Source organism: Marivita sp. S0852, from assembly GCF_046591575.1.
Taxonomy (GTDB): Bacteria; Pseudomonadota; Alphaproteobacteria; order Rhodobacterales; family Rhodobacteraceae; genus Marivita.
Genome location: NZ_JBIQWA010000003.1, coordinates 85,637 through 107,314, shown reverse-complemented (window position 1 = coordinate 107,314; position 21,678 = coordinate 85,637). Strand labels below are relative to the sequence as shown.

Genomic DNA, 21,678 nt, shown 5'->3' with positions numbered 1-21,678 from the left:
ACGAGATAGAGACCCAATGGACCTTCGCAATATTGCGATCATCGCACACGTGGACCACGGCAAGACAACGCTGGTGGACGAGCTTCTAAAGCAATCCGGTGCCTTTCGCGCCAACCAAGCCGTGGCTGAACGCGCGATGGACAGCAATGAACTGGAACGCGAACGCGGGATCACGATCTTTGCCAAGCCCACAAGCGTGGAATGGAAAGGCACCCGGATCAACATCGTTGACACCCCCGGCCACGCCGATTTCGGCGGCGAAGTGGAACGCATCCTCAGCATGGTGGACGGGGTGGTTTTGTTGGTGGATGCCGCCGAAGGTCCGATGCCACAGACCAAATTTGTCACCTCCAAAGCGCTTGCGCTGGGCCTGCGCCCGATTGTGGTGCTGAACAAGGTCGACAAACCCGACGCCGAACCCGACCGCGCGCTGGATGAATGTTTCGACCTGTTCGCGACGCTGGATGCGAACGAAGACCAGCTTGATTTCCCGCATCTCTACGCCTCTGGCCGCTCTGGCTGGGCCGATGCCGATCTTGACGGACCGCGCAGGGATCTGGACGCGCTGTTCAAGCTGATCGTCAATCACGTCCCTGCCCCAAAGCAGATCAAACATCAGGACGAAGATTTCCGCATGTTGGCCACCACCCTTGGCTCTGATCCGTTTGTTGGCCGTATTCTGACCGGCCGCGTCGAATCCGGTCGGCTCAAGGTGGGTGCAACTGTTCAGGCGCTAAGCCGTGTGGGCCAGAAAATCGAACAGTTTCGCGTGACCAAGATTCAGGCCTTTCGCGGCCTTGGCCCGCAAGACATCGACGAGGCAATGGCCGGCGACATCGTCAGCATTGCGGGTATGTCAAAAGCCACCGTCGCCGACACGATCTGCGCACTGGCCGTGGAAGAGCCGATCGCGGCGCAACCGATTGATCCGCCCACCATCACCGTCACCTTTGGCATCAATGACAGCCCACTTGCGGGCCGCGATGGCAAAAAGGTTCAGTCCCGCGTGATCCGCGACCGCCTGATGAAAGAGGCCGAATCCAACGTGGCGATCAAAATCGCCGACACTCCGGGCGGCGAAGCCTTCGAAGTGTCCGGACGCGGCGAGTTGCAAATGGGCGTCCTGATCGAAAACATGCGCCGCGAAGGGTTCGAACTTTCGATCTCACGCCCGCAGGTGATCATGAAAGAGGGCGAAGACGGCAAAATGCTGGAACCCGTCGAAGAAGCCACAATTGATGTGGATGACGACTATTCCGGGGCCGTGATCGAAAAACTCACCGGTGCGCGCAAAGGTGAATTGGTCGAAATGCGCCCTGCAGGCGCGGGCAAAACGCGCATCATCGCGCATGTCCCGTCCCGTGGCCTGATCGGCTATCATGGTGAATTCCTGACCGATACGCGCGGCACAGGGGTGCTGAACCGCGTCTTTCACGGCTGGACCCCGCACAAAGGTGCGATCCCGGGCCGCCGTGCCGGTGTTCTGATCTCGATGGAAAACGGCACCTCGGTCGCCTATGCGCTTTGGAACCTCGAAGATCGCGGCAAGATGATGATCGGCGCGCAAGAGGCGGTGTATACCGGCATGATCATCGGCGAACACAGCCGCGAAAACGATCTTGAGGTGAACCCGCTGAAAGGCAAGAAACTGACCAATGTGCGTGCATCCGGCACCGACGAGGCTGTTCGCCTGACCACCCCCATCACCCTGTCTCTGGAAGAGGCCATCGCCTATATCAACGATGATGAACTGGTCGAGGTCACGCCCAATTCGATCCGCCTGCGCAAGCGTTATCTTGATCCGCATGAACGCAAGCGGATGTCGAAAACCAGCTAAGCCGGGTCACTGTGCATGTTCGACAACCTGCACCGGGTCGCCCAATGACAGGTGGCCCGGCGCAACCACTTCGGCGCACCACCCGCCATGCCCGCGCATCGCGTTATAGCCACCATGCCCAAGCGCTGTCTCCATTCGGGAACAAGGCGCACAAACCGTCGTGATCCGAAGCCGCGCCGTCCCCACAGACAGGATCGCGCCGCGCAACGCGGACAGGTTCAACCCGGACACAAGGATATTGCGCCGCAAGATGTCCGGCGCGATATCCTGACGCCCGATCAACGCAGCAATCACCGGCAAATGTTCGGCCTGAATAAGTGTGACAGCCCGTTTGCCCGGGCGCGCGTGATCGCCGCTCAATCCGTCCTGCAAAACATGAACATCGGATTGCGGCACCATGCTGTCATGCCGTTTGGGCCGAATTCCGATCCACGCAACCCGCCCGTCCTGCGCATGGCGGGACAACAGCGTGCGAAGCTCAATCACTCGGTCGTTTCGACAATCAACAATTCGCGTTTGGATGCGTCCCGCGCGTGGTTGAGTGCCAACTGATATTCGGCACTGTTGTAGCACTCTTCCGCCGCTTCAACCGATGGAAACTTCGCCACCACATTGCGCGGGCGTTCCTGTCCCTCAAGCTGCACATACCGCCCGCCGCGGGCAATGAAGTGCCCGCCATGTTTCGCAATGGCAGGCCCCGCCAATTCGGCATATTTCGCATAAGCATCCGGGTCTGTGACCGTCACATGGGCAATCCAGAGTGCAGGCATCGTCTATCCTTTCAAAACGGCTTCAGCGGCTGTGATCGCCGCATCGGCATTGTCCGCCGACGCGCCGCCACCTTGCGCCATATCCGGACGGCCACCACCGCCCTTGCCACCCAATTCTGGCACGGCCGCCTTGACCAGATCAACCGCAGACACGGTTCCTGTCAGATCGGATGTCACCCCGGCGGCCACAGCCGCCTTGCCGCCCGTATCCGCGATCAAAAGCACAGCGCCAGAGCCAAGCCGTTGTTTATGTTCATCAATCAACGGCGGCAGGTCTTTGCCCGACACCCCGGACAGCACCTGTGCCACAAACTTGACGCCATTCACCTCGCGTGCCTCGGAGCCAGAGCCCTGACCGGCCCCACCCGCCATCGCCAGTTCGCGACGCAACTGGGCCACTTCATTGCTCAGCGCCTTGCGTTCGTCCAACAAAGCTCGCACACGGGACGGAACATCAGCCGCCTGCGCTTTCAATTCCAGCGCGGTTTCCGCCAGCCGCTGGTCTTGCTCGGACAAATAGGCGAACGCTTCGGCCCCGGTCAGCGCCTCGATCCGGCGCACACCGGCACTCGACGCGCTGTCACCCAGCGTGACAAACACACCGATATCGCCGGTTTGGCGCACATGCGTGCCGCCACACAGTTCCAACGAATAGGTGTTGCCGTTCGTGCCCTTACCGGACCCGGTCTGCGTGCCCATCGACACAACCCGCACTTCATCGCCGTATTTTTCACCAAACAACGCCTGCGCACCAAGCGCGCGCGCGTCATCCGGCGTCATGATCCGCGTCTCGACCGCGGCGTTCTGGCGGATATAGGCGTTCACTTCCGCTTCGACCTGCTGCAATTCCTCGGCGGTCAAACCCTTGCCATGGCTGAAATCAAAGCGCAGTCGATCCGGCGCATTCAGCGACCCGCGCTGCGCAACATGATCCCCCAGCGCCCGACGCAAGGCTTCGTGCAACAGGTGCGTCGCCGAGTGATTGGCGCGAATTGACGTGCGTCGCGCATGATCGACCTCAAGCTGCAACGCGTCACCCTTTGAAAGCGTGCCACGCGTGAGTGTCACCTGATGCGCCAAAACAGAGCCACCGCCCATGCGCTGCGTGTCGGTCACCTCGGCCTGTTCATCCTCGTTTTCCAGACGGCGCAACCAACCGGTGTCACCAACTTGACCCCCGGCCTCGCCGTAAAACGGGGTCTGGTTCAGCACAACCCAGCCGGTTTGTCCTTCTTCCAGCTTGGTCACAGCGGCCCCATCCTGCACAAGAGCCAGCACCTGACCCTCTGCCGCTTCGGTGTCATATCCAAGAAAATCCGTCGCGCCATGTTCCTCGGCCAAGTCAAACCAGACCGCCGCATCAGCCGCTTCGCCAGACCCGGACCAGGCCGCGCGCGCCTTGGCCTTTTGTTCGGCCATGGCCGCATCAAACCCGTCAATATCGACCGTGCGGCCTTTCTCGCGCAAGGCATCCTGTGTCAGATCCAGCGGAAATCCATAGGTGTCATACAGTTTGAACGCCGCCGCGCCCGGCAAAGGGGCATCCTCTGGCAGGCTGGACATCTCATCGTCCAACAGTTTCAAACCCCGATCCAACGTCTGTTTGAACCGCGTCTCCTCGGCGCGCAACGTCTCTTCAATCAGCGCCTGCGCCCGCCCCAATTCCGGATACGCCGCCCCCATCTGACGCACCAAAGCGGGCACCAGCCGGTGCATCACCGGGTCTTGTGACCCCAGCAAATGCGCATGACGCATGGCCCGCCGCATAATCCGCCGCAAGACATAGCCCCGCCCGTCATTCGATGGCATCACCCCATCGGCAATCAGGAACGAAGTGGACCGCAAATGGTCGGCGATCACCCGGTGGTGGGTCTTGCCCGACCCGTCCGGATCACTCGACGTCGCATCCGCCGACGCCTCGATCAACGCGCGCATCGTGTCAGTATCGTAATTGTCATGGCTGCCCTGCAACAGCGCACCGATCCGTTCCAGTCCCATACCGGTGTCGATCGACTGCATATCCAGCGCTTTCATAGAGCCGTCCTCGAACTGCTCGTTCTGCATGAAAACGATGTTCCAGATCTCGATAAACCTGTCGCCATCTTCCTCGGGGCTTCCCGGAGGACCGCCCCAGATGTGATCGCCGTGATCGTAGAAAATTTCAGTACACGGACCGCACGGCCCGGTTGGGCCCATTTGCCAGAAATTGTCAGACGTGGCGATGCGGATGATCCGGTCTTCGGGAACACCAACCTTTTTCCAGATGTCAAACGCTTCGTCATCGGTGTGATACACGGTGACGTAAAGACGCTCTGCCGGAATTTCGAAATGCCGGGTGATCAACTCCCAGGCAAAGGCAATTGCCTCGTCTTTGAAGTAATCCCCAAAGCTGAAATTTCCCAACATTTCAAAGAACGTATGGTGCCGTGCCGTATAGCCCACATTGTCCAGATCGTTATGCTTGCCCCCGGCCCGCACGCATTTCTGGGACGTGGTCGCCCTTTGGTAATCGCGGCGTTCTACCCCGGTGAACAGGTTTTTGAATTGCACCATACCCGAATTTACAAAAAGCAGGGTCGGATCGTTGCGCGGCACAAGCGGGCTTGATGCGACAACCTCGTGTCCCTGTTTTTCGAAATAAGTCAGAAACGTAGAGCGGATATCATTCAACGTGGGCATGTAAGACCTGATGTAGCGGCGTTGCGGTGCGATGTGGAATAGCCCTTGGTTGAGGGGCTGTCCACAGGCGACACTTCGTCAAAACGCAAACAGGGCCGCCAATCCGGCCGCCCTGATAGTCTTGTGATGCAAAATGCGCCGTTTTTGTTGTCATCCGAGGGGCTGCACAGGCCCCGTATTCAGGATTCGACGATGTCGTCATCCTCTTCGCCGTCGCGCTCCATCTCAAAATCCAGGCCATGCGCGGCGCGGATTTTGTCCTCAATCTCAAGCGCCGTTTTGGTGTTTTCCCGCAAAAAGGTCTTGGCGTTTTCCCGGCCCTGCCCGATCCGTTCATCCCCGTAGGAATACCAGGCACCCGACTTTTCAACGACACCGGCCTTTACTCCAAGGTCAATCAGCTCGCCCATCTTGGAAATGCCTTCGCCATACATGATGTCGAATTCAACCTGCTTGAACGGGGGCGCAACCTTATTTTTCACAACTTTGACCCGGGTCGCATTGCCCACCACCTCGTCCCGATCCTTGATCGCGCCAATACGCCGAATATCCAGCCGGACAGAGCTGTAGAATTTCAGCGCATTGCCACCTGTGGTCGTTTCGGGCGAGCCGAACATCACGCCGATCTTCATCCTGATCTGGTTGATAAATATCACCATACAATTGGACCGGGCGATGGATCCGGTCAATTTGCGCATGGCCTGGCTCATCAAACGGGCGTGAACGCCAACACTGCTGTCGCCCATATCGCCTTCAAGTTCGGATTTGGGTGTAAGCGCCGCAACCGAGTCCACAACAACAAGGCTCACCGCGCCGGATCGAACCAATGTGTCGGTGATCTCAAGCGCCTGTTCGCCCGTGTCGGGTTGGGAAATCAGCAGCTCATCCAGATCAACACCCAACTTTCGCGCGTATTGCGGATCAAGGGCGTGTTCAGCATCGACAAAGGCGCACACCCCGCCTTTTTTCTGCTCTTCCGCAACGCAATGCAGCGTCAGAGTTGTTTTGCCCGAGCTTTCCGGCCCGTAGATTTCAATGATACGGCCCTTTGGCAAACCGCCGATTCCCAGCGCGATATCCAGCCCCAGAGACCCTGTTGACGTGGCCTCGATATCGCGAAGCGCGTTATCCCCGCCCAGCTTCATGATCGAGCCTTTGCCAAATTGCCGTTCAATCTGGGCCAGGGCCGAATCGAGGGCCTTTTGCTTATTCGCGTCGCGCTTGCTGTCCATAGTGAGAAGATCTGCCGTTGCCATTGCTTTTGATCCTTATTCCACACCCATACGCGGGCGGCAATTGCTGCTTTTGTTCGCCTCTTGTTCTCAAACAATATGAGACCAAAAAGAGAACATTTCAATCGTTATTTTCATCCCCACTGTTGCGCCTGATGGTTAAGGAGTGGTTTATAACGTCAATTTAACGACAAGGCAGGCGTCAATGTTGGTGTTTTGGAAAGAACGGCTGGTGCTGTTGTCGGTGCCAAAGACGGGCACACAGGCCTATCAACAGGCGCTCGGGCCCCGCGCGTCTTTGGTGGTAAGCGATCCGCCGGAACTAAAACACGCGCCGCTTTATCGGTATAACCGGTTCTTTCGCCCAATGTTCGAAAAGATGGGCGCCGATGACCTCGATCTTGTTGCGGTTATTCGGGACCCCATGGATTGGCTGGGCAGCTGGTATCGGTATCGCCAGCGCGCCGCGTTGGATGGGCGGCCTGTCTCGACCAAAGGCCTGTCGTTTGATGCATTTTTAAGAGCCAGTTGCGAAGCGCGCCCCCCCGCCTGCGCCAATGTGGGCTATCAATCGAAATTTGTCGAAGCGCGCCCAAACGGCGTTTCGGTGCGCCATCTGTTTCGCTACGAAGATCAAGAGGGACTAAAGGCGTTTTTATCGTCTCGCCTGGGAGATTTGCCCCAAATTGCCCCTGTTAACGTATCCCCGGCCCAAACCCTAACCGCATCCGCAGACACACAGGCGCTGGTGCGCACAGCACGCCACGCCGATTTTGCGTTATGGGAATCGATTCCCATTGGGGGCACCAGATAGTACGGCGTCATTCCGCTGGTTTCATCGACAGGTTCTGCGCGCCGGACATCACCTGCTGGTTCACAACAGCCGTCAACTCTGTCAACGAAAATGGCTTGGCGATGAAAGCAGAGGAATCAAGCCGCGATCCCTGCGATTTGAACACATCTTCTGCATAGCCGGACATGAAAACCACCGGAACCTCCGGCCTGTCCGCCCGCGCTTTTCTCACCCAACTTGGACCATCCAGACCCGGCATGACGACATCGGTCACAAAGACATCTACTTTCAGGGTTTCATCCTTTAACAGATCCAAAGCACGTTCGGCGCAATCGGCTTCGATGACCTTGAAACCCCGATGTTCCAATGCGCGCGATGCAAAGGCCCGGACCGGGGCCTCATCTTCGACAAGCAAGACGACACCGCCGTCAAAGCTCATCGGGACCTCAACCACTTTTTCCGGCACTTCGGGTTCGACCGGGGGGGCATCTTCGCAAGCCGGGAACATCAGTGTAAAGGTGCTGCCTTTTCCCGGCAGGCTGTCGACAAAAATAAACCCACCGGTTTGTTTGACGATGCCATACACGGTCGACAAACCAAGCCCCGTGCCTTCGCCGGTGCGTTTTGTGGTGTAAAATGGCTCGAACACTTTTTCCAACTTGTCCTGCGGAATCCCCATACCTTTGTCCGTGACACGCACAATGACATAGGCACCGGCAGGCACTTTGGCGCGGCCGTTTTGCAGCGTGTCTTCCAGAACCTGCTCATCGGTTTCAATCAGAATCGTGCCACCATCTGGCATCGCGTCGCGCGCGTTGACCACCAGGTTCATAATCACTTGTTCCAATTGCCGTTTATCTGCCCGAATGGGCGGCAAAACCGGGTTTTGGCTCAATTCCAATGCGACCCGTTCCCCGACAAGGCGGTTCAGCAGATGCGTGAGGTCAGACAGGATATCGCGCAAATCCAGCTGTTCGGATTGCAAGGTTTGTTTGCGCGAAAACGCGAGAAGCTGACCAACCAGACCGGCGGCGCGATTGGCATTCTGGTGGATCTGGATAAGATCGCCATATTCCGGATCGCCCTGATCGTGACGCAGCAATAAAAGATCGCAATGCCCTGATATTGCTGTCAAAAGATTATTGAAATCATGCGCCACACCCCCGGCCAGTTGACCGATTGCCTGCATTTTCTGGCCTTGAACGAACTGCGCCTCCAGGCTTTTAAGCTCGGTCGCATCGTTCAATACTGCAATCAGCATGCTTTGGTCCTGCTCGACGATCCGCGTCAGCGTGACCTGAACAAACACCTCGCGATCTGATCGCGTCAGACGCAGGAATTCCGACCGGCGCAGACCTTTGCCTGTGGCGGCGTCGTTCAACCAATCGGGGATCGACCGTCCCAGCCCCTCCATCACGTCGGTCAGGCTTTGGCTGTCGGACGCATCAATGCTCAACAGCCGTCTGGCAGCGCGGTTTGCACGTTTGATCTGCCCCGTGGGCAAGAGCTTCAAAAGTGGAACCGGCAAATCCTCAAACCCGGCATCTTTGGCTTTGGGTTCAGGAGCCACTTGTGTCGGGACCAAGACAACCTCTTCACGGCCCAACCCGGCGTCATGAATATTCACGATGAAATCGGCGGCATGGTCTTTTGTACCGACGCGATGGGTGCTGCCGGTTGACAGTGGCGCGTCAGGGAGAATGTCGTCAATGCAACGCACACGCCCCCCCGCCAGCGCGCGCGCGGCGTCATTCATCCATAAAACCGTGCCGGCCCGACCGATCGTTAATGTCGGATATGTCACCGCGCCCTTGCTGTTTGCGCCACGGTCCTCAAATAGTTCAAGCCGCCACAAAAGCATGTCTGGCCCGGCAAGATGCGCGCAAAGCCGCATGTGTTTGTCTGGCAGAACCACATTTTCCGACGCGATTCCCTCTGCAAGGGCTGCGGTTTGAACCCGATGAACCAGCCCCGTGGCATCCGCGACATGCGCTCCGATCAGGGTGCGCAGCATTTGCCCGCTGGACGCTTTGAACCGCTTGGATGCCGTGCGATTGGCGCGCAGGACACGCCCGTCCAGATCGGCCATCACACAGGCCGCGACATCGTGTTCCACCAGCATCGAAAGCTGTCGAAACGTGCGTTTTTTCTGACGTTTTCGCCACCAACTGACAGACACATTGCCCAAAAACGCACATGAAAACGCCAATCCGGCTGCCCAAAATCCGGCTTGCAGCGTGGCATGGGGTGCTACAAAACCCAACGCGGCACATAGGATTGCAAAGATTGCCAAAAGGCTTTTTGCAGATCCCAGTCGGAAAGGCACCGCAGTGGATCGTTCGGAATAGGTCATCTAGCCAGCCCCAAGACATGTTGTTGCCGCCATCAGACCGCAAGATGATTAAGCGACACTTAAGCCGTTAACATCTATAAGTTGTATTTTGAGATTACTCTCGCGTCAAGATCGCCAAAAAGAACCCATCGCCCCCGTCTTGCAGGTCAAATCGCCGCTGAATATGGCATTTCCAATCCGGGTGACGATCCAAAAACCCTTTAATTTGATGCTCATTTTCACAAGAAAGAACCGAACAGGTTGCATAGGCCAGAACGCCGGATGGGCCGACAAGGGGCGCGACCTTGTCCAGAATCTCTGCCTGCGTCTTGGTCACCGCGTCAAGCGCGGTCTGCGTCAGCCGCCATTTTGCCTCGGGCGCTCTGCGCCATGACCCGCTTCCCGAACAGGGAACATCAGCCAAAACAAGATCATACGGACCACGCGGCAGGCGCACACAGGTGATATGGGCACCGGCCCGTTCGGCCCGGGGCATCAGATCCGCCATCCGACCCGAATTGTGGTCATAGGCATCCACAGGGCCCGCCAGTCGCGCCGCCATCGCCAATGTCTTGCCACCCCCTCCGGCGCAATAATCCAGCACCCGCATCCCGCGCGACAGCGGAAGCGCCTCTACCACAGCCTGACTGGCCACGTCTTGCAATTCGACCAGACCGGACAGAAAGGCGCTGCTTTGCGCGATGCGGCGGGGATTCTCGACCACTTCCAGAGCCGTTTCAGACAGCGGATGTCGCCGGGTCGTAATCAACGCATCCGCAAGTGCAGCTTGCGCGGATGCCACGTCGGATTTCAGAGTATTGACACGCAAAAACACCGAAGCGCGAGAGCGCAATACCTCCGCGATTGAGTGAGCCTTATCCCCCAAGTCATTCCATAGAATATCGAATACCCAATCCGGCATATCGGCGGTCTCGGCTCCTTCGGGGGGCCGCCCCGCCGCCAGCTCATCAGGCGTCAATGGAGGCAGGGCGTATCCCTCGCCGGTAAAAACCGATGTTGCATCGACGCCGGTTTGCCGCAACCGGCCTAAGACAAGATGCCGTCCGGTCTCTCCTCCGCTCAACGCGGCGACACTGCGCCAGCACCGCAGGATATCGAACACATGATCGCGGATCGCAGCACGGTCTTTCGATCCTGCAAACCGCGACTGTCGCGCCCAATTGGTCAGCGCCTTTTCCGCCGGGCTGCCAGCCGAAATCTGATCCATGATCTGGGCCGCCGCCGCCCAGCGTGCCGCCGGTGTCATTGCGCGCTGCCCAAAGCGTTACGCAAGACGGTAATTCGGCGATTCGCGGGTGATCTGCACGTCATGCACATGGCTTTCCTTCAACCCCGCGCCGGTGATTCTGACAAACTCACACTTGGTTCGCATGTCCGAAACCGTGGCGCATCCGGTATAGCCCATGGCTGCGCGCAGCCCGCCCACCAATTGGTGAATGACCGTTCCGGCCGAGCCTTTATACGGCACTTGGCCCTCGATCCCTTCGGGCACCAGCTTGTCATTGGCCGCGTCCTTCTGGAAATAGCGATCCGCCGATCCGCGCGCCATGGCCCCGATCGACCCCATGCCGCGATAGGCCTTAAAACTCCGACCCTGGTACAAGATAACCTCGCCCGGGCTTTCATCGGTTCCGGCAATCATCGACCCGACCATCGCGCAGGACGCACCGGCGGCAATCGCCTTGGCAAAATCGCCCGAGAACTTGATCCCGCCATCGGCGATAACCGGAGTGTCTTCGGCGGCCCTGGCGCAATCTATAATGGCGGTCAGCTGAGGCACGCCCACACCCGCCACCATGCGGGTGGTGCAGATCGATCCCGGCCCGATGCCCACTTTGATCGCATCCGCACCGGCGTCAATCAGGGCGCGTGTGGCCTCTGCTGTGGCCACATTTCCAGCGATCACCTGCACCTCGTTTGACAGTGATTTGGCCCGGGTTACGGCCTGCAAAACGCCGGCGCTGTGGCCATGCGCGGTGTCGATGACAACGATATCGACACCCGCATCGACCAGCGCCTCTGTCCGTTCGAACCCCGCATCCCCAACCGATGTCGCCGCCGCAACACGCAAGCGTCCCAGCGAATCCTTGCACGCGGTCGGGTTCAGCACCGCCTGTTGCGTGTCCTTCAGCGTCAGCAGGCCGGTCAGCTTATTATCTGCGTCCACGACCAGCAATTTCTCGATCCGCCGCGCCCGCATCAGGCTGATCGCCTCGTCCCGGTCGGCCGGTTCGCGCAGAATAGCAAGGTTGTCGGATGTCATCATCAGGCTGACCGGCGTGTCATCCGAGGTGGCAAAGCGCATATCCCGGTTGGTGACAATGCCCATCACACGGCCCGCGTCATCCACCACCGGAAAGCCGGTAAAGTTGTAGCGCTCGATCAGCTCTTTCGCATCCGCAAGCGTCTGATCGACGCGCAGGGTCACCGGGCTGTAGACGATGCCGGATTCAAACCTTTTGACCCGCCGCACTTCGCGCGCCTGTTCGTGAATCGACAGGTTCTTGTGGATAACCCCCATACCCCCGGCCTGCGCCATGGTGATCGCCATACGCCCTTCGGTCACCGTGTCCATCGCCGAGCTGAGCAACGGTATGTTCAGGCCAATCGTTTTGGTAACCTGCGTGCGTGTATCGGCCGTGGCGGGCAGCACCTCGGACGCCCCCGGCACCAGCAAAACATCATCAAAGGTGAGAGCCTCTCGAATCTCCATCGGAATCCCTTTCCACGGACAGCATCGTTAGGCACGTCCCTATCGCATGGGTCTGCCGTGGGGGAAAGCCCAAATCGCGCCCTGCACGATGTCTTTACCTTCGCGCGCGTCTCGCCCAATCTGACGGTATCACTGCATGAGGACGATATGACCCACGGATATGACACCGGCCGCCTGAACCTGCCCTTTACCGGCATCTGCACCTTTGCGCGCAGCCCCTATCACCCCGACTGGAGCACCATTGACGCCGATATTGCCATCCTTGGGGCCCCGTTTGACGCCGGCACCCAATGGCGCGCCGGGGCGCGGTTCGGCCCGCGCGGTGTGCGCGATGCCTCGACCTTGTTCAGTTTTGGCCATGCCGGGGCCTATGACCACGAAGATGACGTGACCTATCTGGCCGACACCAAAATCGTCGATCTGGGCGATGCCGACATCGTCCACACCGACACCGTGCAAAGCCATGCCAATATCGCCAAAGGCGTGCGCGCCATCCGCGATGCGGGCGCGCTGCCGGTGGTGATCGGCGGCGATCATTCGGTCAACATTCCCTGCATTGATGCCTTCGAAGGCCATACGCCGTTCCACATCCTGCAAATCGACGCCCATCTTGATTTCGTCGACGAACGGCACGGTGTGCGCAACGGTCACGGCAACCCGATGCGCCGGGCCTCTGAAAAACCCTGGGTGTCGGGCTTGACCCAGGTCGGCATCCGCAATGTCAGCTCGACCGCCCGCGACGGGTATGAAGACGCCCGCGCCCGGGGGTCCGATATCCTCTCGGTGCGCCAAGCACGCGCTTTGGGTCCCCGCAAGCTCGCCGCCCGCCTGCCCGCCAACACCCCGGTTTACATCACCATCGACATCGACGCCTTCTGCCCCTCCATCGCGCCCGGTACCGGCACGCCGAGCCATGGGGGCTTTCTCTACTATGACGTGCTCGAACTGCTGCAACAGGTGGCCCAGAACCACGACATCATCGGCATAGACCTTGTCGAAGTGGCCCCCGATTACGACCCGACCGGCGCAACCTCTATCCTGGCGGCACAGGTGCTTATGAACCTGCTTGGCTTTGTCTTTCACGCCCGCTCGACACACAGGTGACGACGGATTTCCGCCGATCGCGGGGGCATCAACACATGAAGCCTTGCGCGCAAGCCTCTCACAGCGTTGACTAAAGGAAAAACGCAGCGGCAGGCATATAATGGCAAAACCACTCGACGGGATCACGATCCTGGACCTCACCCATGTCTTGGCAGGCCCGTTCTGCTCTATGACGCTGGCCGATCTCGGGGCAGATGTGATCAAGGTGGAACGCCGCGGCACGGGCGACGACGCCCGCGCCTTTCCACCCTTCCTCAACGGAAAATCGGCCTATTTTGCCGCCCTGAACCATTCCAAGAAATCCATCGCTCTGGACCTCAAATCCGATCCCGACCGAGACATCTTTGAACGACTTTTGGCGCGCGCCGACATCCTTTTGGAGAACTTTCGCCCCGGTGTGATGGACCGTCTGGGCTATGCCTATGCCGACCTGCACGCGCAATATCCCGAACTGATCTACGGTGCGGTGTCCGGCTTTGGCCAGACCGGACCCGAGGCAAAACGCCCCGCCTATGACATGGTGATCCAGGCCCGTGGCGGGATGATGTCGATCACCGGTGAAAAGGGCCATGATCCGATCCGGGTTGGGGCCTCTGTCAGCGATATTGTGGCGGGTCTGTACCTGTCGCAGGGCATCCTTGCCGCCCTGCTTGATCGCAACCGCACCGGCATCGGGCGCAAGGTCGACATCTCCATGCTGGATGCGCAACTTGCGGTTCTGGAACACGCCATTGCCATGACAGCTGTCACCGGTGTGGCACCCGGCCCCTTCGGCGCGCGCCATCCCAGCATTGCACCGTTCGAGACATACCACGCCTCTGACGGCATGTTTGTGATCGCCGCCGGCAACGATGTGCTGTTTGAAAAGCTGTGTGTGACCTTGAACTTGCCGTTGTCCGGGGATCCCCGCTTTGCCAGCAACGCCGCGCGCGTCACAAACGCTCGTCTGCTCAAACGCCTGATCGAAGCGGTCACCATCGACACCCCGCGCGCGCAATGGATTGCAAAACTCGGCGCTGCCGGTATTCCAAGCGGGCCGATCCAGACCGTGGATCAGGTGATGCGAGACCCACAGATTCAGGCGCGCAACATGGTGGTTGACGTGCTTGACAGAAATGGCCGCCCTGCATTCAAAGCCGCCGGAAACCCGATCAAACTGTCCGGCATCAACGATCCCACCGTGCGCTCTGCGGCACCTGATCTGGACGGAAACCGGGGCGAAATCCTTCATTGGCTGGCTGGACCCAAATAAAGGATCGGGGGACGCGGCAACATCACCCATGTCTGTCGCAAAGCCACATCCGCTGGCAGTGCGTCGGTCAGATCAGCGAACGCTGCACTACGACTTCCTTAACCCATTGCACCGCATACCCGTCACCACGATGCGCATCGAGCGGGAAGGGTCACTCCCATGCCGCGACATAACGGAACTGACACGCATGTTTTGCGAAGATAAAACACCGTGTATCGGCACCATTCCCATCGCGTTCGGGCGACGGGGCGCTGCCGGTTCATGACTTCGCCAAACGCGTTTTCTCTCATACGCCGAAAGGTCGACCATGAGAGACCGGTCTGAACAGGCTTTGGTTTCCCCAAAGTACAGGTCCCGCGGTGACTCGCGGATAGTGAGAGCCCGTCAGCCAATAAGAGCGGCGCCGCTTTCTTAACCAGACGATTGAACACACACCCTGCCCGTTCCCTGACGGTGCGGGGCAATCGCCGTTGTCCGGGACATGCCCCTCGCCCTAACGCAGTCGAGTCTTGCGGCGCAGATCCCGCGTCATGCGAGCCGCTAATCGCGCAAGGCCAGCGTTTATCCGCAACAGATCCGCATCTGCCGCCACGCTGTCCGGAACAAGACGACGCAGATGCCAAGCACACACCCCACCATCACCGCCGCGCCTTGCGACCCAAGCCGAGGCCCGCACAAGCCAGACGTTATCCCGCCACGCCCACCGCAAAGCAATGCGGTCACACCGACACTATGCCGCTCTGCGGGATCATAATGACGCAAATCACCTCTTTGAAAATATCTGCAGCCCTATGATCCCCGATAACTGATCGTAAAGGGATTCCGATGTCCGATACTGACCCTCTCGTTGTTTTCACCCCGTCTGGCAAACGCGGTCACTTTCCTATTGGCACGCCCGTCCTGACCGCCGCGCGGCAATTGGGGGTTGATCTGGACTCCGTCTGCGGCGGGCGGGGCATCTGCTCCAAATGCCAGATCACCCCGTCATACGGCGAATTCTCTAAGCACGGGTTAACGGCAGTCGACGGGGCGCTCTCTGCGTGGAACAAGGTCGAGGCGCGATATGACGAAAAGCGCGGGCTGAAACCGGGGCGTAGGCTGGGCTGTCAGGCACAGGTCATGGGCGATATTGTCATCGACGTGCCCCCCGAAAGCCAGGTCCACCGCCAGGTTGTGCGCAAGGCCGCCTCCGCGCGGGTCATCGAAATGGACCCGGCGACGCGGCTGTATTACATCGAAGTTGCGCAGCCGGATATGCACGAACCCACCGGTGATCTGGAGCGTGTCGCGCGCGCTTTGGAAGATCAGTGGGATATCCCGCAAATCACATGCGCCTTTTCGGTCCTGAGCGGCCTGCAACCGATCTTGCGCAAGGGCGAATGGACGATCACCGTCGCCCTGCACAAGACGGCCCACGACGCCACGCCCCAAATCATCGCCGCATGGCCCGGCCTGCACGAAGGTGGCCTCTATGGGCTGGCCATCGACCTCGGCTCCACCACCGTCGCGGCGCATCTCACGAACCTCGACACGGGTAAAGTCGTGGCCAGTTCCGGCATCATGAACCCGCAGATCCGGTTCGGCGAAGACCTGATGTCCCGCGTGTCTTACGCCATGATGAACCCCGGCGGCGACGCGGAAATGACCCGCGCGGTGCGCGAGGCGATCAACACGCTGGCCACCGAAATCGCGGCCGAGGCGCAGATCACGCCAGACCTGATCCTTGAGACGGTCTTTGTCTGCAACCCGGTCATGCACCACCTGCTCCTCGGGATAGACCCTGTGGAACTCGGGCAAGCCCCCTTCGCGCTGGCGACGTCGGAGGCGCTGAACCTCACCGCCGCTGACCTGCACCTCAACGCCCTGCCCGCAAGCGCCCAGATCCACATCTTGCCCTGCATCGCGGGGCATGTCGGGGCGGATGCCGCCGCTGTGGCGCTGTCCGAGGAGCCGGGCAAGTCCGAGGACCTTGTGCTCATCGTCGACGTGGGCACCAATGCCGAAATCCTGCTGGGCAACACCACCCGCGTGCTGGCCTGTTCGTCGCCCACCGGCCCCGCCTTCGAGGGCGCGCAGATCTCCAGCGGGCAGCGCGCAGCACCCGGCGCGATCGAGGCGATCCGCATTGATCCCGTCACCAAGGAACCGCGCTTCCGCGTCATCGGCTGTGACCTCTGGTCCGACGAGGACGGGTTCTGGGACCAGACCGCTGGCACCGGCATCACCGGCATCTGCGGGTCGGGCATAATCGAAGCTGTGGCCGAATTGCGCATCGCGGGGCTGATGGACCCCTCGGGGCTCATCGGATCGGCACAGCAAACCGGAACCGCGCGCTGCGTGCCCGAAGGCCGCACCCATGCCTACCTCATCCATGACGCCACAGCGGACAGCGGCCCGCGCATCACCGTGACCCAGGGCGACATCCGCGCCATTCAACTCGCCAAATCCGCCCTTTACGCGGGCGCACGCCTGCTCATGGACGAAATGCAAACCGACACCGTCGACCGCGTTGTGCTGGCCGGGGCGTTCGGTGCCCACATCTCGGCCAAACACGCGATGGTGCTGGGCATGATTCCAGACGTTCCTTTAGATAAAGTTACCAGCGCCGGAAACGCCGCCGGCACGGGTGCCCGCATCGCGCTCTGCAACCTCACCGCCCGCGCGACCATCACCCGCACCGTCCGCGAGATCACCAAGGTCGAAACCGCCATCGAGCTGAAATTCCAAGAGCACTTCGTCGCCGCCAACGCCATCCCCCACGCCACGGACCCCTTCCCGGAATTGGGGAAAGTGGTGGCGTTGCCTGTTGTGGGGTTCAATGCTCAGGGGGATGGAAGTGATGGGGGGCGAGTGCGGAGGAGACGGCGGGGGTGAACGAAAAGTGGATTTGACAAACCAATTGTCGCAGCCCCTTCCATTTAGAATTAGGCATCCAATCCCTAGCTGCATGTGCCAAATTGAATAAGCAAAATACTACTCGCAAAAAATATTTTGAACTATCGCTAGAAAAGCAAGTCAACACCCACTATATATTGTTAGGAGTCGTGGTTGAGCAACAAGGTTTAGGCGATGAGCAACAGGTATCTCAATGACCATTTCATTGACTTCGACAATTCAACGTTCGGAGCGTTAACGGGTCTGGGAACGCGCAAGTCAGCAGAAGGGCATTTTGACGAATTGGCGAAAGGCGCAACTGCTATGGCCGGTGCGCTATGCGACATAGGTGGCGTCAAAGCCGTGGAGGACGCTATTCGCTCGCATGGCATTTTCCACGATGTAATAAAAGAGTATGACTGTTACAGTCTTCATAATGCCACCGAGCAGCACACGGCTCTATATGACAGCGCCAGAACTAATGTAAGTGAAACAGTTCTTAGGGATTGTGCAGATCAAATGGCTTTAGCATCGAGCACTGGGATCGCAGACCGCATCAGATATACTGACATAACTGTGGAAGAAGCTCAAATGCAATCGCTTGGTGTAATTTCCAAGCGTTTTATTGATGAGGTATTTGGAAGCCAGAGAGCGGTTTCGCGAGCCACAGATGACATGACTATGCACCACCGCTCATTTGCTGGACACGCGGACATGTTCTCCGAAATGAGACGCTCAATAGAAGCGATGGTTGCACTTAGTGACAACGTTATCAATCATGTTCCTGAAATTCACTCACTTTGCACCTCGCTCGGGAGTGATACGAGTAGCGCGTTAGGACTAAACTCTTCTATCGAAAGTCATTTTCAAGCAATCCATTCTCAACTAGAAAACCACTCATCAACATTAGATTTTGCACAAGCAACTGCTTCGGCCGCACTCGGTTTAAGTTCAAGTGATAGTTTGCAAGACCTTCTTGCGCGCAGTTTGGCAAGACACGAAGCCCTTGAGCAAGAAGCACTTGCGAACCCACATGATGCGAACAGACTGGCGAGAATTCAAGTACGGCTGGCCTTTCTCGACCTTTTAGTAAGTATAATTACTTTGGCAATAGTAATACATTTCTCTCTCGCAGCTGCTGAAGACAGTGATGAAGCGATTGAAGCCCTCAAAGATAATACCGCTGCGACGATCGCTCATACCGCGGCTATCGAAGCGCAGACAAGTGCGATGGAGGCTCACACAAGCGTTTTCGCCAATATGCAAAAATCTCTTAACGTGATGGCCGAGCAGTTAGAAACGCTAGAGCATACAGACGAAACTGACCTCGAATTGACACGCGAAGCCGCGCGATTGTTTGGAGATCTTGCAATTGAAGAAAATGAAGTGGCAAGAAATCCCGTCACGAATTGCGCTGATAGCTTCAGTCCACTTTAGAAAACGTAGGGTGCGTGATTTCACGCACCACCCGGTCGCCAAACACGGTGCGTGCAAGCATACACCCTGCGGCGCTTCGGGCATGTGACATCAATCCACCCCACCCGAACAGCGGCGAAGCCGCCGGGTGATCGCCAGCCCGTTCCGGCGGGATGGCGATTTGGCTTGGGTCTCGCGTCTTACATCGGACCGGCGGGTTTGGCTGGCATAAAGCGCTTTGGAGCAGCGGTTGGATCGCCCTCCCACGGGCTGGCGGTCGCCCGGCTTGGCGCGTCAGCGGTGCGTGTGAACACGCACCCTACGGGCGTGTGCGGGATGTAGGGTGCGGGATCTCACGCACCTCCGCCATCAATCCCCATCCGCCACGCCGCCCTCGCGCCGGGCCTTGGCGCGCTCTCTGCGGGTCCGCCAGCTTGGCAGGACCACGAGGATCACCGCGATGACCAGCAGGCCGAGGGTCATGGGGCGCTCCCAGATGAACGAGATGCCGTCGTAGAGCTGCATGGAACGGGAGAAATTGTCCTCGAGCATGCCTCCCAGGATGAACCCGATCAGCAGCGGGGCCAGCGGGTAGTCGGCGAATTTGAGGATCGTCGCGCAGACGCCAAAGCCCACGAGGATCAGCAGCTCGGTGGCGTTGTTCTGGCCGATATAGGCGCCCATCAGGGTGAAGAAGAGGATGAACGGGATGAGGAACGTGCGCGGGACGCTCAGGACCTTGGCGATGTAGGGGATGAGCGGCAGGTTGAGGACCAGCAACACGAGGTTGCCGATGAACATCGACATGATGACGGCCCAGAACACCTGTGGCTCGTCCAGCATGAGGCGCGGCCCCGGCGTGACGTTGAGCGCGATGAGTGCGCCCAGCAGGATCGCCGTGGTGCCAGAGCCGGGGATGCCCAGCGTCAGGAGCGGCACAAACGACCCGGTGCAGGCGGCGTTGTTGGCGGTTTCGGGCGCGGCGAGGCCTTTGACAGAACCTTTGCCGAACTCCTCCTGTTCCTTTTTGGGGGCGATGTTGCGTTCGACCGCGTAGCCGAGGAATGATGCGATGGTGGCCCCCGCACCGGGCAGAACGCCGATGAAGAAGCCCTGGACCGATTGGCGGCCCACGACGGGGGCGATGGACTTCGCCTCGGCGCGGGTGATGCGCAGGTCTTTGATCTCGCCACTGGTCTCTTTCTGGTCGCGGGGTTTGAGCACAAGAAACAGTGCCTCGGGCAGCGCGAACATCGCCATCGCCAGCGTGATGAAGCCAAAGCCGGACTGCAGGTCCATCAGCCCCATCGTGAACCGCGGCATGTTGAACAGCGCGCCTTCGCCCACAGTTGCCATGATGAGGCCCAGGAGCGTCATGAGCAGCGCCTTGGCCACTTGCCCGTTACCCGCAAAGGCGGCAATGGCCGATAGCCCCACGACCATGAGCGCAAAGTATTCAGCAGAGTGGAAGAGCAGCGCGACCGAGGACAGCGCAGGCGCAAAGACCATGAGCAGCAGCGCGCCAATGGTGCCGCCCGCGAAACTGGCGATGGCCGCAATGGTGAGCGCCTTGCCCGCCTTGCCTTGTCGTGCCATCGGGTAGCCGTCGAAACTGCTCGCAACCGTGCCCGCAACGCCCGGTGCATTTAGGAGAATGGAAGACGTTGAGCCACCAAAGATCGCGCCGTAGTAGACGCCTGCTAGCAGGATCAGCGCGGCGGAGGGATCGCCCATTGAGATCGCCACCGGGATCATGATCGCGATGATTGACATCGGGCCAAGACCGGGCAGCATGCCGATGAACGTGCCGATCAGGCAGCCGCCGATCACCATGATCAGGTTTTGCAATGAAAAGGCCGTCTGCAGGCCGATCAGAAGTCCTTCAAGCATGTCAGCCCCTCATCATCGCAGGAAGGGGGGCCATGAAGATGCCTAGCACTTCAGAGACCAGATACCAGACTCCACCGGTGGCCACGGCAGCGACCACGATCATCAACAGCCAGCGTCGTTCACCAAGGATCACCGCGCCGAGGATCAGGAACCCGGCTGTGGCACCAATAAACCCGACAGGACGCAGGAGCAGTGCATAGGCGACCATGAGTCCCAGCAACAGCACCGCTTGCCCAAGATTGTACTGCCAGAGCTTGCGGTAATCGATATCTCCGATTTTCTCTTCGCCTTTTTCAACACCGAGAAGAATGGCCAACGCGGCCAGCATCGCAAGGATGCTCAGTACCTTCGGAAAGGTCGATGGCCAGATCGGGTTGCGTTGCATAAAGGGCGGCAGGCCCGCATCCATCGTGAACCACGCGGCATAGCCGTAAATGCCGCAGATGCCCAAAAGAACAAGAGCGATCCATCTGTCGAGTGCCATACCATCCCTCACCTTATGAGACGTCTGTTGGACCGGGGCGCTGCCCCGGACCCCGAGGTACTTTTAGCAAGAGGAAAGACATTTTTAACCAAATGTCGCTATTCCATGACGCGCGGTACAGGCTGAGGAGCCGATGACCGTGCAAGGGGAAGGTTTTGCCTTCACCAGTGGAAGGGAGAGCGGTGTCTTTCCCTTCCTCTTGCCAAAAATACCTTGGGGCGTTTGAGGGGCCAAAGCCCCTCAATAATTATATACTGCGCGGCGTCAGCCGCACATTTGAA

At 59.1% G+C, this 21,678-nt stretch carries 15 protein-coding genes; 6 read left to right on the top strand and 9 right to left on the bottom strand.

The genetic code is table 11. The features are described 5' to 3' along the window. The first annotated feature begins 16 nt into the window (after positions 1-16). A complete protein-coding gene (typA, locus tag ACG74X_RS06900; RefSeq protein ID WP_411233505.1) occupies positions 17-1,837 on the top strand; it encodes a translational GTPase TypA in 1,821 nt (606 codons plus the stop codon). A 6-nt stretch (positions 1,838-1,843) separates the two neighbouring features. Here the strand turns inward: typA and ACG74X_RS06895 are convergent, their stop codons facing one another. From ACG74X_RS06895 to recA, 4 genes are all read right to left on the bottom strand, one after another. Next, positions 1,844-2,323, bottom strand: coding sequence for an MOSC domain-containing protein (locus ACG74X_RS06895; RefSeq protein ID WP_411233503.1), 480 nt, complete (start codon positions 2,321-2,323; stop codon positions 1,844-1,846). Then, positions 2,320-2,607: a DUF1330 domain-containing protein gene (locus tag ACG74X_RS06890; RefSeq protein ID WP_411233501.1), complete on the bottom strand. Its 288-nt coding sequence runs from the start codon at positions 2,605-2,607 to the stop codon at positions 2,320-2,322. Before ACG74X_RS06890 ends, ACG74X_RS06895 begins: the two co-directional genes overlap by 4 nt. A 3-nt stretch (positions 2,608-2,610) precedes the next feature. Next, positions 2,611-5,286: an alanine--tRNA ligase gene (gene alaS, locus ACG74X_RS06885; RefSeq protein ID WP_411233499.1), complete on the bottom strand. Its 2,676-nt coding sequence runs from the start codon at positions 5,284-5,286 to the stop codon at positions 2,611-2,613. Between the two features lie 179 nt (positions 5,287-5,465). Further along, the gene (gene recA, locus ACG74X_RS06880) at positions 5,466-6,542 is read right to left on the bottom strand and encodes a recombinase RecA (protein ID WP_411233497.1); all 1,077 of its coding nucleotides are present in this window, start codon (positions 6,540-6,542) and stop codon (positions 5,466-5,468) included. A 181-nt stretch (positions 6,543-6,723) separates the two neighbouring features. Here recA and ACG74X_RS06875 point away from each other — a divergent pair, with 181 nt between their 5' ends. Further along, positions 6,724-7,332 (top strand): gamma-glutamyl kinase, encoded by a 609-nt coding sequence (locus ACG74X_RS06875; RefSeq protein WP_411233496.1) that lies wholly within the window; start codon positions 6,724-6,726, stop codon positions 7,330-7,332. 7 nt (positions 7,333-7,339) lie between these two features. Here ACG74X_RS06875 and ACG74X_RS06870 read toward each other — a convergent pair whose 3' ends face one another. The 3 genes from ACG74X_RS06870 to guaB form a co-directional block, all read right to left on the bottom strand. Beyond that, the gene (locus ACG74X_RS06870; protein WP_411233494.1) at positions 7,340-9,664 is read right to left on the bottom strand and encodes an ATP-binding protein; all 2,325 of its coding nucleotides are present in this window, start codon (positions 9,662-9,664) and stop codon (positions 7,340-7,342) included. A gap of 94 nt (positions 9,665-9,758) precedes the next feature. Further along, positions 9,759-10,910 (bottom strand): RsmB/NOP family class I SAM-dependent RNA methyltransferase, encoded by a 1,152-nt coding sequence (locus ACG74X_RS06865; RefSeq protein WP_411233492.1) that lies wholly within the window; start codon positions 10,908-10,910, stop codon positions 9,759-9,761. Positions 10,911-10,928: 18 nt separating this feature from the next. Continuing rightward, positions 10,929-12,377 carry an IMP dehydrogenase gene (gene guaB / locus ACG74X_RS06860; protein WP_411233490.1) on the bottom strand — a complete coding sequence of 483 codons (1,449 nt, stop codon included), beginning with the start codon at positions 12,375-12,377 and terminating at the stop codon, positions 10,929-10,931. Between the two features lie 147 nt (positions 12,378-12,524). On the opposite strand from guaB, the gene ACG74X_RS06855 reads away from it, so the two are divergent. The 4 genes from ACG74X_RS06855 (at position 12,525) to ACG74X_RS06840 (ending at position 19,044) form a co-directional block, all read left to right on the top strand. Continuing rightward, complete coding sequence (locus ACG74X_RS06855; protein WP_411234179.1) at positions 12,525-13,481, top strand: agmatinase; 957 nt, start codon at positions 12,525-12,527, stop codon at positions 13,479-13,481. Positions 13,482-13,581: 100 nt separating this feature from the next. Continuing rightward, positions 13,582-14,733: a CaiB/BaiF CoA transferase family protein gene (locus ACG74X_RS06850; protein WP_411233488.1), complete on the top strand. Its 1,152-nt coding sequence runs from the start codon at positions 13,582-13,584 to the stop codon at positions 14,731-14,733. Positions 14,734-15,558: 825 nt separating this feature from the next. Then, complete coding sequence (locus ACG74X_RS06845; RefSeq protein ID WP_411233486.1) at positions 15,559-17,607, top strand: ASKHA domain-containing protein; 2,049 nt, start codon at positions 15,559-15,561, stop codon at positions 17,605-17,607. 195 nt (positions 17,608-17,802) lie between these two features. Then, a complete protein-coding gene (locus tag ACG74X_RS06840) occupies positions 17,803-19,044 on the top strand; it encodes a hypothetical protein (protein WP_411233484.1) in 1,242 nt (413 codons plus the stop codon). A gap of 348 nt (positions 19,045-19,392) precedes the next feature. Here ACG74X_RS06840 and ACG74X_RS06835 read toward each other — a convergent pair whose 3' ends face one another. After that, positions 19,393-20,913 (bottom strand): tripartite tricarboxylate transporter permease, encoded by a 1,521-nt coding sequence (locus tag ACG74X_RS06835; RefSeq protein ID WP_411233483.1) that lies wholly within the window; start codon positions 20,911-20,913, stop codon positions 19,393-19,395. A 1-nt stretch (position 20,914) separates the two neighbouring features. Further along, positions 20,915-21,397 carry a tripartite tricarboxylate transporter TctB family protein gene (locus ACG74X_RS06830; RefSeq protein ID WP_411233482.1) on the bottom strand — a complete coding sequence of 161 codons (483 nt, stop codon included), beginning with the start codon at positions 21,395-21,397 and terminating at the stop codon, positions 20,915-20,917. Positions 21,398-21,678 lie beyond the last annotated feature (281 nt).

Coding starts and splice junctions, on each gene's coding strand:
- typA (WP_411233505.1), top strand. CDS start 17: ATGGACCTTCGCAATATTGCGATCATCGCACACGTGGACCACGGCAAG.
- ACG74X_RS06890 (WP_411233501.1), bottom strand. CDS start 2,607: ATGCCTGCACTCTGGATTGCCCATGTGACGGTCACAGACCCGGATGCT.
- alaS (WP_411233499.1), bottom strand. CDS start 5,286: ATGCCCACGTTGAATGATATCCGCTCTACGTTTCTGACTTATTTCGAA.
- recA (WP_411233497.1), bottom strand. CDS start 6,542: ATGGCAACGGCAGATCTTCTCACTATGGACAGCAAGCGCGACGCGAAT.
- ACG74X_RS06875 (WP_411233496.1), top strand. CDS start 6,724: ATGTTGGTGTTTTGGAAAGAACGGCTGGTGCTGTTGTCGGTGCCAAAG.
- ACG74X_RS06870 (WP_411233494.1), bottom strand. CDS start 9,664: ATGACCTATTCCGAACGATCCACTGCGGTGCCTTTCCGACTGGGATCT.
- ACG74X_RS06865 (WP_411233492.1), bottom strand. CDS start 10,910: ATGACACCGGCGGCACGCTGGGCGGCGGCGGCCCAGATCATGGATCAG.
- guaB (WP_411233490.1), bottom strand. CDS start 12,377: ATGGAGATTCGAGAGGCTCTCACCTTTGATGATGTTTTGCTGGTGCCG.
- ACG74X_RS06855 (WP_411234179.1), top strand. CDS start 12,525: ATGACCCACGGATATGACACCGGCCGCCTGAACCTGCCCTTTACCGGC.
- ACG74X_RS06850 (WP_411233488.1), top strand. CDS start 13,582: ATGGCAAAACCACTCGACGGGATCACGATCCTGGACCTCACCCATGTC.
- ACG74X_RS06845 (WP_411233486.1), top strand. CDS start 15,559: ATGTCCGATACTGACCCTCTCGTTGTTTTCACCCCGTCTGGCAAACGC.
- ACG74X_RS06840 (WP_411233484.1), top strand. CDS start 17,803: ATGAGCAACAGGTATCTCAATGACCATTTCATTGACTTCGACAATTCA.
- ACG74X_RS06835 (WP_411233483.1), bottom strand. CDS start 20,913: ATGCTTGAAGGACTTCTGATCGGCCTGCAGACGGCCTTTTCATTGCAA.
- ACG74X_RS06830 (WP_411233482.1), bottom strand. CDS start 21,397: ATGGCACTCGACAGATGGATCGCTCTTGTTCTTTTGGGCATCTGCGGC.